11 protein-coding genes are annotated in these 13,177 nt (G+C 66.4%); 10 read left to right on the forward strand and 1 reads right to left on the reverse strand.

What is annotated here, in order from left to right; translation table 11 throughout:
- Nucleotides 1–4 precede the first annotated feature (4 nt).
- The 7 genes from NCT32_RS32630 to NCT32_RS32660 all read left to right on the forward strand — a co-directional run bounded on the left by NCT32_RS32630 (nucleotide 5) and on the right by NCT32_RS32660 (nucleotide 8,164).
- Entirely contained in the window at nucleotides 5–751 is a 747-nt protein-coding gene (locus NCT32_RS32630) for an SDR family NAD(P)-dependent oxidoreductase (RefSeq protein ID WP_061118407.1), read from the forward strand.
- 273 nt (nucleotides 752–1,024) lie between these two features.
- The gene (locus NCT32_RS32635) at nucleotides 1,025–1,954 is read left to right on the forward strand and encodes a hypothetical protein (protein ID WP_061118408.1); all 930 of its coding nucleotides are present in this window, start codon (nucleotides 1,025–1,027) and stop codon (nucleotides 1,952–1,954) included.
- 19 nt (nucleotides 1,955–1,973) lie between these two features.
- On the forward strand, nucleotides 1,974–3,332 hold the full coding sequence (locus tag NCT32_RS32640) for a hypothetical protein (protein WP_061118409.1): 1,359 nt from the start codon (nucleotides 1,974–1,976) through the stop codon (nucleotides 3,330–3,332).
- Nucleotides 3,333–3,352: 20 nt separating this feature from the next.
- Nucleotides 3,353–5,497, forward strand: coding sequence for an 8-amino-7-oxononanoate synthase (locus tag NCT32_RS32645; RefSeq protein WP_250491278.1), 2,145 nt, complete (start codon nucleotides 3,353–3,355; stop codon nucleotides 5,495–5,497).
- Between the two features lie 18 nt (nucleotides 5,498–5,515).
- Entirely contained in the window at nucleotides 5,516–6,652 is a 1,137-nt protein-coding gene (locus NCT32_RS32650; protein WP_061118410.1) for a hypothetical protein, read from the forward strand.
- Nucleotides 6,645–7,406, forward strand: a complete 762-nt coding sequence (locus NCT32_RS32655; protein ID WP_061118411.1) for a hypothetical protein — start codon at nucleotides 6,645–6,647, stop codon at nucleotides 7,404–7,406. Before NCT32_RS32650 ends, NCT32_RS32655 begins: the two co-directional genes overlap by 8 nt.
- Complete coding sequence (locus NCT32_RS32660) at nucleotides 7,403–8,164, forward strand: amidohydrolase family protein (protein WP_061118412.1); 762 nt, start codon at nucleotides 7,403–7,405, stop codon at nucleotides 8,162–8,164. Before NCT32_RS32655 ends, NCT32_RS32660 begins: the two co-directional genes overlap by 4 nt.
- On the opposite strand, the gene NCT32_RS32665 is transcribed toward NCT32_RS32660, so the two are convergent.
- Nucleotides 8,158–9,504, reverse strand: coding sequence for a sigma 54-interacting transcriptional regulator (locus tag NCT32_RS32665; RefSeq protein WP_061118541.1), 1,347 nt, complete (start codon nucleotides 9,502–9,504; stop codon nucleotides 8,158–8,160). The two genes, NCT32_RS32660 and NCT32_RS32665, sit on opposite strands and share 7 nt — an antisense overlap.
- Before the next feature lie 737 nt (nucleotides 9,505–10,241).
- Here NCT32_RS32665 and tauA point away from each other — a divergent pair.
- The 3 genes from tauA to NCT32_RS32680 are packed head-to-tail and all read left to right on the forward strand — an operon-like array spanning nucleotide 10,242 to nucleotide 13,091.
- A complete protein-coding gene (gene tauA / locus NCT32_RS32670) occupies nucleotides 10,242–11,318 on the forward strand; it encodes a taurine ABC transporter substrate-binding protein (protein ID WP_250491279.1) in 1,077 nt (358 codons plus the stop codon).
- A 56-nt stretch (nucleotides 11,319–11,374) separates the two neighbouring features.
- Nucleotides 11,375–12,193 carry a taurine ABC transporter ATP-binding protein gene (locus NCT32_RS32675; RefSeq protein WP_061118413.1) on the forward strand — a complete coding sequence of 273 codons (819 nt, stop codon included), beginning with the start codon at nucleotides 11,375–11,377 and terminating at the stop codon, nucleotides 12,191–12,193.
- Complete coding sequence (locus NCT32_RS32680) at nucleotides 12,186–13,091, forward strand: ABC transporter permease subunit (RefSeq protein WP_409241558.1); 906 nt, start codon at nucleotides 12,186–12,188, stop codon at nucleotides 13,089–13,091. Before NCT32_RS32675 ends, NCT32_RS32680 begins: the two co-directional genes overlap by 8 nt.
- Nucleotides 13,092–13,177: the final 86 nt, after the last annotated feature.

The raw sequence follows: 13,177 nt of genomic DNA on the forward strand, positions 1-13,177 counted from the left end.
CACCATGTTATCGAAGGATGCGCTGGCAGTCGTGACGGGCGGCGGCAGTGGCATAGGCCTCGCCGCCGCCGAACGATTCCTTGCCGAAGGCGCGCGCGTGGTCATCAGCGGACGTAACGCGGAAAAACTCGAACGTGCTGCGCACAAGCTCGGCAGGAACGCGCTGCCTGTTGTCGCCGACGCCGCGGTTCCCGACGACATGCGTCGGTTATACGAGACGGCAGTCGGCCACTTCCAATCGAATGTCGATATCGTCGTCGCCAATGCGGGTGTATCCCGTCAAACGCCGGTGCGCGACACGTCGCTGGCGCAGTTCTCCGAAGTGTTCGATACCAACGTCGGCGGGGTCTACGCCACCGTGCGCGAGGCACTGCCGTTTCTCGCGAGACCGGCGTCGATCATTCTCGTTGCGTCGCTTGCGGCCCATCAGGGCACGAAGAATTTTTCTGCGTACTGTGCGTCGAAGGCGGCGGTCGTTTCGCTTGCAAAGAGTTTCGCGGCGGAGTTCGTCGAGTCCGGCATACGCGTCAACAGCATTTCTCCGGGCGTGGCCAATACGCCTATATTCGATAGCCTCGGCATGTCGGAAGCGCAACTGCTGGAATGGTCTCGCGTAATTCCGATGAAGCGGCCCGCCGACCCCGCCGAAATCGCCGCAGCCATTCTCTTTCTTGCTTCCGATGCATCGCGCTACATGACAGGCGCCGACCTCGCAGTCGACGGCGGCATGTCAGGCATCAGTCCATTTTGATGGATGCTGTCAAGACGCCGCGCTAACCAGAAGCGCGCGCCTTTTTCCCGCACCCCGCGAAAACCCCTCTGCCGCCATGCGAAGCACGCTTCGCGGCTCGCCCCCGTTATCCCCGCATCAAGCGAAGCGGCATTCGCCGGCATTGCCAGCGCTCATCGTCTAACCCCTTGCGCGACAAGGCTTTGGCGCGTTTCTTCAAACTGGCACGACCTTCGCAAACAGAAGTGCGTGCGAGCTTCGAGTCTCGCCAAACAGCGCAAAAGGAGCGACAAAATGCACGATATCGGAAGTTCCCGGCCCACCGGATGGGGCCCCGGCTATAACGAGTTTGAGCAGGAATTGTCGGCTGAAGCGGCGGGCGAGACGGCTCAGGAATTCGAGGGCGAAGGCGAGTTCGAAACCGAGTTCGAAGTCGGCGAAAGCGAGTTCGAGAACGAATTCGAAGGCGAAGTCTCGGGCGAAATGCAGGAGATGGAACTCGCCGCCGAACTGCTCGCCGTCAGCAACGAACAGGAGATGGAACAGTTCCTCGGCGGGTTGATCAAGTCCGTCGGACGCGCGGCGACGAACTTCGCGAAGTCGTCCGCGGGCAAGGCGCTCGGCGGCATCCTGCGCTCCGCGGCGAAGTCCGCGTTGCCGATCGTCGGCAGTGCGCTCGGCAACTTCGTGGTGCCCGGAGCCGGCGGGCTGATCGGCGGCAAGCTCGCGAGCATGGCCGGCAGCGCGCTGGGTCTCGAACTGGAAGGGCTCAGCAACGAGGATCGTGAGTTCGAAGTCGCGCGCCGTCTCGTGCGCATCGGCCAGCATGCGACCCAGCATCTCGCGTCGATGCCCGCGCACGTGCCGCCCGCCCGCGCGGCGCGCATCGCGTTCCTGCGCGCCGCGCGTCAGGTTGCGCCGGGACTCGTGCCGGCAATGCGCGCGATCTCGCGCAACGGCATCGCGGCCGCGCGCCAGGCGCCTGTGGCGATCTTCGGTGCCCCCGCGCGCCGCTATCCCGGCCAGCGCTATGCGCCGGGCGCGTACTACGACGGCGCCGCAACCGCATCGGCCTACGAGGGCTCCGCGCCCGCCGCGAGCGCGCCTTGCCCGAACTGCGGCACGCATACGCAGGTCGCGATGCCTCACAGCGGGCAATGGCGTCGTTCGCGCAACGGGCGGGCCATCATCCTCTATCTGGGCCCGCGCCGTACGGCGTACTGAACCGCGAGGCTCGAGTGCGATGAACTCGTGTGAAGAAGCGCTGCGTCTGCTCGAACAAGAGGTGCTCGGCATCCGGGCACGGCTCGACGCGCAACTCCCGTATGCCCTGCAGATGCCGATGGTGCCCGCCGCGAACGTCAGCGACGAAGCGATGGGCGCCATCGAACGGCACATGCAGGCGGCCCGCCAGCAACTGCGCAAGCGCATCGCGCAATTTCTGCGGCAGTTGCGCACGCTCGCGGCCACGCCGGCGAACGTGGCCCGGGCGCAGCGCCGCCATGCGCTCCTGAAGCTGTATTTCCAGGCCGCGCTCACGCATTTCGAGATTTTCGCGGAGGTGCTCACGCAGCGCAGCCAGCACGGCACCGGCATCTGGCTCGCGGGCCTCGATGTCGCCGCGCAGGACGGCCTGCGACAGCCGGGCGTGCCGGTCGCGCCGCCGCCTGTCATCTGCTACGTCGAGCGCGGGCACGGCGGCGCGATACGGCGCGCGCGCACGCGGCTGCCGGGCGGCGGCAACAATCCGGTCGCGGTGATTCGCATGCCGCGCGAGCGGATGGTCGGCACGGGCATCGCGGCGTCGCTCTATCACGAAGTGGGGCATCAAGCGTCGGCGCTGCTCGATCTCGCCAACGCGTACAAGCGCGCCTCGCCGTCGCGTTTCGTGCGCGGGCCTTCGATCTGGCGCGCCTGGGATCGATGGATCGGGGAGATCGTCGCCGATCTGTGGGCGGTGTCGCGTGTGGGCATCGCGGCGAGCGTCGGGCTGATGAGCGTCGTGAGCCTGCCGCGCGCGTTCGTCATGCGCATCAATCTCGACGACCCGCATCCCGCGCCGTGGATACGCGTGAAGCTCTCCGTCGCGATGGGCCGCGCGCTCTATCCGCATCCGCAGTGGTCCGCGCTCGAAGCGGTGTGGGAGCGGCTTTATCCGCGGATGCAGATGAGCGCCACGCAGCGCAGTTCGTTCGATGCGCTGTCGCGTGCGATTCCACGCTTCGTCGCCGTGCTGCTGTCGCTGCGGCCGCATGCGTTGCGCGGCCGGACGATCGGCGCCGCGCTCAGTCTGCCGGACCGTCATCCCGAAGCGCTGCTCGCGCTCTGGCAACGCGTGAAGGCGCGGCCGCAGCAATTGCTCGCGGATACGCCGGCGCTGTCGTTCGCCGTGCTTGGGCAGGCGCGCTACAGCGGTCTGCTGCCGGCGCAGACGGAGTTGAAAGTGATCGCCGAGCTGCTGCAACGCTGGGCGCTCGCGGGTTATCTGCCCTGGAGCGCGGGCAGCACGCAACTGAGCGTCGCGCTCAATCAGCGACGGCCGCCCGCAACCTCGCCTCACGCAAGTTCGCTGCACGCAAACCCATTCGCCGCATACGCATGATTTCATGAAGGAGCACAACGATGAGCACCATCTTATTTCCGGGCGTGCTGCAACTGAAGATCGATGGGGACGATCCCACCGATCCCGGCAACTACACCGTGCAGATATCCGTCGAAACGCTCGCCGCCACCGAGCGCAACGCGAAAGGCCTGCTGCTGCGACGCGCCGGCTTCACACCCGCGAAGCCGGCCGCCGTGAGCGCGGGCGGTTCGATCGACGGCGCGCTCACGCTCTACACGAATCCGGACAAGGCGAGCGAGCTGGACGCGGGCGACCTGATGCTGCAACTGGTCGATGCGCTCGGCGCGTTCGTCACGGCCGACACCGACCCGAACGTCATCACGAAGATGGCGGCGTTCCTGCTGCAGGGCGAGAACGTGAAGCTCACGGGCAAATTCACGGCGCCGCTCGATGCCGGGCCCGCGGCGGCGCCGGTGAATGCGCCGATGAACGCGGCGGTCGATCCGAAGCGCATCGAACGCATCAAGGTGGGCGCGCGGCCCCTTGCGAATCCCGCGTCCATCGACCCGCTCGCCAACGAGCACCACGCCCTCGCGCCGCTCGCCGAGCACGCAGTGGCGCTGCCGGACCCGCCCGCATCCATCGAGGTCGACGACCAGGACAACGGCGGCGATCTCATCGGCGAACGCTCGGGCGTGGTCAACGACAACAGGATGTTCAGCAAACTCACGCCGGTCACGATGCGCCGCGCGACGCTTCCGCTGACCGCCGACGTCGCGCTGTGGATCCTCATCAAGCGCAACGCCGACATGCTGTCGTGGGACAACTACACGCGCAATCTCGATCTGCTGTTCTTCACGGGAAAGAGTGTGGACGGCATTCCGCTCTACAACGAAGCCACGCGGCTGAGCCGCCGCCGCTTTCTGCCGTTCACCGATACGGAGGCGTATCGCGCGCTCAAGGTGGCGACCGAGGCGTTCGTCGTGACGTGGGGCGCGGTCGTGCAGAACGGCGACGACATCGTGATGCTCAAGGATCTGCTGATGGGCGACCAGCGCGCGGTGGCGCTCGCCAACGAGCGCCTCGGGCTCAATCTCAACACGACGGACGTGTCGATTCTCGCGGACATGTACTTCAAGGAGAAAGGCCAGCTCGACGATTCGCCGTCCGTGCCTTATCTGGAGCGCATCGTCAGTCAGTTGCAGGGCACGGGGGCGGGCGAGATCGCCGTCGAAATGACGAAGGAGATTCGCGGCGAGCGGAGCGATCAGTGCGGCGGCAAATGCCTCTGGCTCACGCAATGGAACAACAACTACTCCGCGAAGCTGTTGCACCCGCCGCTCGTCGAACTGATCTGGAGCTACTGGATGGAAGAGCTCCAGCTCGTGCAGACGATGAACGCGGTGTCGCGGCGCTTCCAGAACATCTCGAGCGGCCCGCGCGATCCGCTCGGCCAGCTCGAGCTCGATTCGCTTCGGCCCCTGAACAATCTCATCTGGGGCTGGGTGCAGGACGAGCAGCATCGTCTGCCGATCGAGCGGCGCGCGGCGGAATACGCGCATCAATACGGCCTGCAACTGTTCGGGCGCGCCGTTCCGAAGATGCGTACCGCCGATAACCGCAGCAAGTTCCTCGAAGCGTTCCACACGCTGCTGAACTTGTGCGTGCCGTTCTTCCGTCAGGCCGACGACACCACGGTCGTGCCCGACGGATTCCCGATCCTGAACGCGCTGCGCGAAGTGCATCTGATCCTGTCGGAAGGCGCGCACAACCAGTTCCTCGATCTGCCGACGACCTCGCGCATCGAAATGATGATGCAGCAGTGGCTGCTCGCGCGGCCCGAATTCCGCGAGTATCTGCCGCGCCGCGCGATGGTCGCGTATCCGGAGCCGTGGATGCATTCCGTCGAAAGCATGCGCAAGCTGCAAGGCTGGGGCGACACCAACTCGTTCCAGTTCTGGCAGCTCGCGACGATGGGCGAGCAGATCGTCTCGTCGATCCGCTGGGGCGACTGGAACTCGATCAACGATCCAGCCAATGCCGCGAACTGGGCCACGTTCTTCCGGCCGGAGATCCAGGCGTACATCCACTCTTACCGCGCGGTGACGGGTGTGGACGTGAGTGCGGAACCGGTCGATGTGCAGGTGCCGGGCATTCATCTGCTCAGGCGTCTGCGCGAGCGGCGCGGCAGTCTCGCGGCGTAAAGAGAAGAGGGGCGCGCGATGATCGACTTCGCTTCCGCGCTGTATCTCGGCATGCGGCATCCGGCGGGCGCGCTCGGCACGTGGGACGCGCTCACGACCGGGCTGCCCGCCGCGCTGGCGGCCGCGCCGCTCGCCCGCCGCGTCGCCGCCGATGCCGCGTCGCTGCAGGGCACGGAAGCGGGCATGGTCGGCGCATCGACGCTGCATCTGGCGATCGATGCGTTCGACCGGCTCGGCCGCACGCATGCGCTGATCGCCGATGACGCGCTGTATCCGGTGATGCGCTGGGCGCTCGAGCGGATGATGGGCCGGGGCGTGCCGGTAACGTGGTTCAGGCACGGCGACGCCGCCGATCTCGCGCATAAGCTCGGGCGGCGCGCGGCGGCTCGCCCGCCCGCCGTCGTCACCGATGCGACCGTCGGCGATGGCGTGCCCGCGCCCATCGAACGATATGTGAACGCGGTACGGCGCGAAGCGGGGCTCGTGCTCGTCGATCACAGTCAGGTGCTCGGGCTGACGGGTGAGCGCGCATCGTCGCGCAGTCCGTGGGGGCAGGGCGGCGGCGGCGCCTTGCGGCATGCCGCGTTGACAGCGCCGTCGACGCAGCCGGTGCTGCTGCTCGCGTCGTGGGCGAAGGCCTTCGGCGCGCCGCTCGCGACGCTGTGCGGGCCGGCGGCGCTGATCAACGATATTGCCCGCGATGGCCCCGCGCAATCGCATTGCAGTCCCGCGAGCGCCGTGGCGCTGCTCGCCGCGCTCGCCGCGCTCGCGATCAACCGCCGCGCGGGCGCACGGTTGCGGCTGCGGCTGTTGCATCGGTTGCATCGTCTGCATGACGGGCTGCGCGCGCTCGCGCGGTTCGCCGTGCCCGATCTGCATGTGTCGGGCCGATGGCACCCGCTGCAACGGCTCGAACTCGCGAGCGACGAACGAGCGCTCGCGCTGCATGCGGGCTTGATCGCGCGCGGCATGCGCACCGCGCTGCTGCGTCAGCGCGGCGGCGGCTACGCGCTGATCGTGATCGCGCGGGCCGATCATCGCGTCGCGGACATCGACGCGCTGCTCGACGCGATCGCGTCGCTCGCGCCGCGCCTTCCCGCTGCGAGGGGTGTCGCGCGGCGCATTACAGCATCTACGGAGATCGAGCATGTTTAAGACCGCGGACGGACACACACTGGAGCTCGCGCCGTGGCGCATGCGCCGGCTCATGCGGCTCGTCGCGCAGGCGCGGCGCACGCCGCCAGGCATGAGCTCGCGCACGCTCGGGCAGGACATGCAGATCCTGCTGCGGCGCGCACGGCGCGTGAGCGCCGACCCTCATCGCGGGATCGTGCGTTTCGAAAGCTCGGGCGCGTGCTGTCGCGCGTGCTTTCTCGCGCGGCAGAAGCGCGATGCGATGGAGATCGTCGCGCTTGCGGTCGCGCCGGGCGCGCATGTGCACGAGCAGGAAGCCGGAGGTTTCGGGATCGACTTCGAATCGATGCCGAAGTCGGCGAACATCACGCTCGCATGGACGCCTTACGACAGTCTCGAAAGCGCCGCGAAGAACGTGCGCGGGAAAGGCGTCTATATCCTGACGCGCGGCGGCAAGCCTCGCTATGTGGGCAAGTCGCTCGATCTCGCCGGGCGCATGCGCACGCATCGCCTGTATGCGACGCAGCACGGCGCCGGCCTCGGCGTGTGGGTGGCCAATACGCGCTCGCCGGAACAGGCGGCGGCGGTCGAGCACGCGCTCGTGAGGACGCTGGGCCGCGGCCTGACGAACTCGAAGCTGCATGGCGACATGCGAATCGGCAAGCGCGGGCTCGATATCAACGGTCTGCTGCCGACAGTGTTCGGAACCTACGAAAAGGCCCCGGGAAACCGGGCATTCCGCAAGCCGGGTGGAATTTTCGAGCTCGCGCCATGATCATCGACTTCCATGTACACGCGGGCCAGGGCGACGGCATGACCGGTCCGTGGGACACGACCGCGCCGCTCGCCGCTTACGCGCGCCGCGCGACACGCGCGGGCATCGCGCGTTCGGTGCTGCTGCCGGTGTTTCAGTCCGACTACGCGCGCGGCAACCGCGATGTCGCGGCGATCGTGCGCGCGGACCCGCAGCGCTGGATCGGCTTTGCGATGGTGCATGCCGAGCGCGACCGCGAGCGCATTCATCGCATGATCGAGGAAGCCGTGCTGATGCTGGGCCTGCGCGGGATCAAGGTGCATCGGCACGACGCGCGCATTCATCGGCAGGTCTGCGATGCCGCGCAACGCTGGAATCTGCCCGTTCTCTACGATCCCGGCGGCGAAACGGGCGGGCTGGAGCTGCTTGCGCAAACGCATCCGAATGTCGCGTTCGTGTTCGCGCATCTCGGCAGCTTCGCCGATGACTGGGCCGCGCAGCGGCGCGTCATCGATCTCATCGTTCGATATCCGAATCTGTATGCCGATACGTCCGGCGTGCGGCGCTTCGATCTGCTCGAAGAAGCGTTTCATCGCGCGGGGCCGCGCAAGCTGCTCTTCGGCACCGACGGCCCGTGGCTGCATCCGGGGCTCGAACTCGCGAAGATCCGCGCACTCGAGCCGTCGCGCGAAGCGTTCGACGCCATCGCGGGCGGCAATGCGATGCGCCTCCTCGCGCGCTCGCGCGTCATGGCGGCGCCGCGCGCGGCCGCTCACTGACCTGCTTCGGACGGCCGCATCTGACGACGCAACTGCAGCGCGCGCGGCGTGACGCGCAAGAGTTCCGCCGCGCGGCTCGTCGATCCGGCGCGACGCTCGGCCAGTTCCACGGCAAGCGTCTCCGCAATCTGCCCGATGTTCTTCAGCCCGAGTCCGGCGTCGAGCGCGCCTTCGATTGCGAGCGCGAGCGCCTGCTCCCATCCGCTCACGCTGACGGAGGGCGCGCCGGGCGTGAAGGCGTCGCCCAGACAGCCGGTGCTCAGCACCCGAAAGCCGCGCTGCCTGTCCGCGAGGCGCAGCACGACGTTGCGCAGCTCGCGCACGTTGCCCTGATAGTCCGCCGCAACGAGACGCTGCATTACTTCGGGCATGACCTGCGGCGCGGCATCGCCATGTTCGGCGAGAAAGTGTGCGACGAGCAGCGGGATATCGTCGCGCCGCTCGGCGAGACTCGGCGCGCGCACGGTCCATCGCGCGATGCGGAAGTACAGGTCGTTGCGAAAGCGCCCGGCGAGCACTTCGCCTTCGAGGTCCCGATTGGTCGCACAGGTGAGACGGAAGTCCGACTTGCGCCACACGTCTTCACCGATGCGCTTGTACGTGCGTTCCTGAATCACGCGCAGCAGACGCGCTTGCAAACGCGGCTCCAGTTCGCCGATTTCGTCGAGAAAGAGCGTGCCGCCGTCGGCCATTGCGACGGCGCCATCGCGCGCGCAGACGGCGTGCGTGAATGCGCCTTTCGCGTGACCGAAAAGCTCGCTGCCCGACAGTTCCGGGCTGAGCGTCGTGCAATCGACGACGACGAACGGCCCGCGCCTTCGCACCGGATCGAGATCGTGCACGAGGCGGGCGAGCAGCTCCTTGCCGCAGCCGCTTTCGCCGAGCAACAGGCAAGCGCCGTCGCCGAAGCGGCCGATTTCCGCCACCGTGCGCAGCGTGTTGCGCCAGATCGTCGACGTGCCGACTGCGCGCTCGCGCAGCCATTCCGAATCGAGGATCGACTCCATCTCCGCGAGACGCGCGACACGTCGCGCGATTTCATCGAGCAGCAGGTCGTCATCGCGGGCAAGCACCATGTCGCACAGCGACGCGGGCCACCATGCCTCGGGCTGGCAGTCGGCGCGCGTGGCCGGCGTGCATCCGACGATGAAGCCCTCCGGCAACGGATGACGCCGCAGCCAGCGCGCGGCCGCATCGGCGACCCGGTTGCCCTGCGCGATCACGACGACCACGTATGGGCCCTCGCCCGTCGAACCCATTTCGACTTCGTGAGGGACGCCGCGCTCGCGCAACGCTGCATCGAGCGCGCGCGGATCGTCGTGATGCAGAACGATGCGCATCGCGTTCACATCGGCAAGTGGTCTTGCGGGCTCAGCGAGGCTCGGGTTCTGTCAACGCGCGAACGCGTGCCGTGTGCGTGCCCCGCGCGATGCGCTTGTCGGGAAATGTCCGCGTGTTTCGCATGTGAACCTCGCATTCGGCCGGCTGTCATGCGCCATGCATGCGCCCGCGATCGGGCAGCAAGGCAAGGACGCGCCGTGCCTGAACACGGCGCGCGTGCCTCTGCCCACATTGATCAATGCCCGAAGGATGGTTCCCGCTTTGAGTGTGCGGTCGCGTTGTGATGCCGACGCGTGGTGTATCGGAGCCGGTCGAGCAGCTTTCGTGTATGCGTATCGTAGGAAACGTTTGCGCTGTCCTGTTGAACGAAAGCGCTTTACGTGAGGGTTAGCGCACAATCGTCCGCTAATACGCCGAGGGACGCGAAACCGAATGAATTCGTTATCCGTATCAATGACCGCTAAGTGCGTGATCCTGGCGGATAACGTCTTCAAACGCGGGCTGCGCGGGTTTTCAGTACTTGCTTCGTGAAACGGCGCGGCCCGGTCTTTCGTGCCCGCGTCGGCGGCCGACTCCAATGTGGACCCAACGATTGGTCCCGTCTGGCACTAACTTTCCGGATTTTTCGCTGTGGATACTCGGTCACCGGTTCGCTGCACGCGCAACGAGCCTGCACCGGAAAAGGGGAATGCCGCGCGCAAGGCGTTTCCCATCCTCCACTTCTCCAGGAAAGCTCATGAAAACGATCCGCGTCTCCGGCTTGAAATGGTTGCCCCGCAAGCTGCTTCGAACGTTCGCGCCGGCGCGCGCGCTGGCCTCGCTTGCGATCGCCGCGTGTGCATGGGGCGTCGCACAGGCAGCCCATGCCGAAGACAAGGAAGTGACGATCGCGTACCAGCAGATCGTCGATCCGTGGGTCGTCGGCATCGCCGATGGCTCGATCGCCAAAGCGACGGGCTACAAGATCAACTGGCGTCAGTTCGAATCGGGCGCGAAGGTCGCGACCGCGATGGCGTCAGGCGACGTCAAGATCGGCGTGATCGGCTCCAGTCCGCTCGCCGCCGCCGTGAGTCAGGGCGTGGATGCGCAGCTCTTCTGGATTCTCGACAACATCAACGAGGCCGAGGCGATGGTCGTGCGCAACGGCTCGGGCGTCGAGAAGCCGGCCGATCTGAAGGGCAAGACCATCGGCGTGCCGTTCGTCTCGACGACGCACTATCACACGATGTTTGCGCTGCAGCACTGGGGCATCGATCCGTCCTCCGTGAAGATTCTCAACATGCAGCCGAATCAGATCGCGGCGGCATGGGAGCGCGGCGACATCGATGCCGCTTATGTGTGGGACCCGGCGCTCTCGCAACTGAAGAAGAACGGCAAGGTGCTCATCACATCGGGCGACCTGTCGAGGCTCGGCAAGCCGACCTTCGATGGCATCGCCGTCGATCGCGCATGGGGCGAGGCGCACAAGGACTTCATGGCGAAGTTCGTCAAGGCTATTTCCGATCTCGATCAGCAATATCGCAGCGATCCGTCCAGGTGGAGCGTGCAGTCGCAGCAGGCCGCGGCGATCGCGAAGACGATCGGCGGGACGCCGGCCGACGTGCCGGGATCGCTCGCGCTGTACGGCTATCCGTCGGCGCAGGAGCAGGCGTCGAAGCAGTGGCTGGGCGGCGGTGCATCGAGCCGCGCGGCCTTCGCGCTGAAGGACACGGCGGACTTCCTCAAGCAGCAGAAGCGCGTCAACGCGGTGCTGCCGGACTATTCGAAGTACGTGACGGCCGAATACGTCGAGGCGGCTGAAAAGCTGAAGTGAGTCCGACTGCGGGCACGCGCCGCGCGCCCTTGCCATATCCGCGTCCGGGAGGACATATGAGCTGCATGCAGGTGAAGAACGTCAGTGTGGTGTTTCCCGGACGACGCCCGGGCGAGCGCGTGCATGCGCTCGATGGCATCGATCTCACGATCGGCGATGGCGAATTCGTCGTCGCGCTCGGTGCGTCGGGTTGCGGCAAGACGACGCTGCTCTCGCTGATGGCGGGCTTCATCGCGCCGTCGTCCGGCGAGATGTTGCTCGGCGGCAGGCCGGTCGAAGGGCCGGGCGCCGATCGCGGCGTCGTGTTTCAGAAACATGCGTTGCTGCCGTGGCTCAACGTGCTCGACAACGCGACTTTCGGACTGAAGTTGCAGGGCGTGCCGAAGGCGCGGCGTGAGGAGATCGCGAAGCGCAACCTCGCGCTGGTCGGCCTTCAGGACTTCCACAAGCACATGATCTATCAGTTGTCGGGCGGAATGCAGCAGCGTGTGGGCATCGCCCGTGCGCTGACCTGCGATCCCGCGATGCTGCTGATGGACGAGCCGATGGCCGCGCTCGACGCCCTCACGCGCGAGACCATTCAGGAACTGCTGCTCGATGTCTGGCAGCGCACGCAGAAGATGCTGTTCTTCATCACGCACAGCGTGGAGGAGGCGCTTTTTCTGGCGAGCCGCCTGATCGTGATGTCGCCGCGTCCGGGCCGCATCACGCATAGCTACGATCTCGATTTCAACCGCCGCTTCCTCGCCACGCGCGATGCGCGCGCGATCAAGTCGAGTCCCGATTTCATCGAGATGCGTGAGCGCGTGCTCGGCATCATCTACGGCGACGAACGCGCAGCGCATCAGGCTGCCGAGGAGATTCATCATGGATAAGCGCGTATCGATGACCGTGCCCGCTGCCGCGATCGAACGGGAGATCGGCGCATCGCGGCGACCGCCCGGCAGACCCGCGCGACAGTCGAAGAAGAAGCCGGTGAAACCGGGCGACACCTTCGGCGTGCCGGGCTACGGCAGCAGCCTTGCGATGAGCATCGTCACGGTCGCCGTGCTGGTGGCCGGCTGGTTTCTGATCACCGGCATGCATTGGGTCAAGCCGCTGTTCCTGCCGTCGCCGCAAGCGGTGTTTGCGAAGTTCGTCTCGGTGGCGAGCGAAGGTTTCGCCAACTCGACGCTCACCGAACATATCGCGGCGAGCCTGTTGCGCGTATTCAGTGCGTTCGCGCTCGCCTGCGCCACGGCGATTCCGGTCGGCGTGATGATGGGCGTCTCGCGGCATGCGCGCGGCGTGTTCGATCCGCCGATCGAGTTCTATCGGCCGCTGCCGCCGCTCGCATATCTGCCGCTCATCATCATCTGGTTCGGCATCGGCGAGTTCTCGAAGGTCTTTCTGATCTATCTCGCGATCTTCGCGCCGCTCGCCATTGCCGCGCGCGCGGGCGTGCGCTCGGTCTCGATCGAGCAGATTCACGCGGCCTATTCGATGGGCGCGACGCGCACGCAGGTCGTCATCCACGTGATTCTCAAATCGGCGCTGCCGGAGATCTTTACGGGAATGCGCATTGGCATCGGCGTGGGCTGGACGACGCTCGTCGCCGCGGAAATGGTCGCATCGACGCGCGGCCTCGGCTTCATGGTGCTGAACGCGGCGGAGTTTCTGGCGAGCGATGTCGTGATCATGGGGATCATCGTCATCGGCTTCTTCGCGCTGTGCTTCGATCTGCTGATGCGGTATCTGGAGAAGGCGATGGTGCCGTGGAAAGGGCGGGTGTGAGTGCTGTACCGGCGAATGCGGGCGCTGCTTTGCTACGCCCGCAAGCGCCTGCAGGTTCGCGCATTGCGCCTGGCCGTTTCGTACAG

The organism is Caballeronia sp. INML2, assembly GCF_023631365.1.
In the GTDB taxonomy this organism is placed as follows: Bacteria; Pseudomonadota; Gammaproteobacteria; order Burkholderiales; family Burkholderiaceae; genus Caballeronia; species Caballeronia turbans.

Excerpts from the sequence above, each read along its gene's own strand:
- NCT32_RS32650 (WP_061118410.1), top strand. The coding sequence starts at position 5,516 with ATGATCGACTTCGCTTCCGCGCTGTATCTCGGCATGCGGCATCCGGCG.
- NCT32_RS32665 (WP_061118541.1), bottom strand. The coding sequence starts at position 9,504 with ATGCGCATCGTTCTGCATCACGACGATCCGCGCGCGCTCGATGCAGCG.
- NCT32_RS32675 (WP_061118413.1), top strand. The coding sequence starts at position 11,375 with ATGAGCTGCATGCAGGTGAAGAACGTCAGTGTGGTGTTTCCCGGACGA.
- tauA (WP_250491279.1), top strand. The coding sequence starts at position 10,242 with ATGAAAACGATCCGCGTCTCCGGCTTGAAATGGTTGCCCCGCAAGCTG.
- NCT32_RS32645 (WP_250491278.1), top strand. The coding sequence starts at position 3,353 with ATGAGCACCATCTTATTTCCGGGCGTGCTGCAACTGAAGATCGATGGG.
- NCT32_RS32655 (WP_061118411.1), top strand. The coding sequence starts at position 6,645 with ATGTTTAAGACCGCGGACGGACACACACTGGAGCTCGCGCCGTGGCGC.
- NCT32_RS32635 (WP_061118408.1), top strand. The coding sequence starts at position 1,025 with ATGCACGATATCGGAAGTTCCCGGCCCACCGGATGGGGCCCCGGCTAT.
- NCT32_RS32680 (WP_409241558.1), top strand. The coding sequence starts at position 12,186 with ATGGATAAGCGCGTATCGATGACCGTGCCCGCTGCCGCGATCGAACGG.
- NCT32_RS32630 (WP_061118407.1), top strand. The coding sequence starts at position 5 with ATGTTATCGAAGGATGCGCTGGCAGTCGTGACGGGCGGCGGCAGTGGC.
- NCT32_RS32640 (WP_061118409.1), top strand. The coding sequence starts at position 1,974 with ATGAACTCGTGTGAAGAAGCGCTGCGTCTGCTCGAACAAGAGGTGCTC.
- NCT32_RS32660 (WP_061118412.1), top strand. The coding sequence starts at position 7,403 with ATGATCATCGACTTCCATGTACACGCGGGCCAGGGCGACGGCATGACC.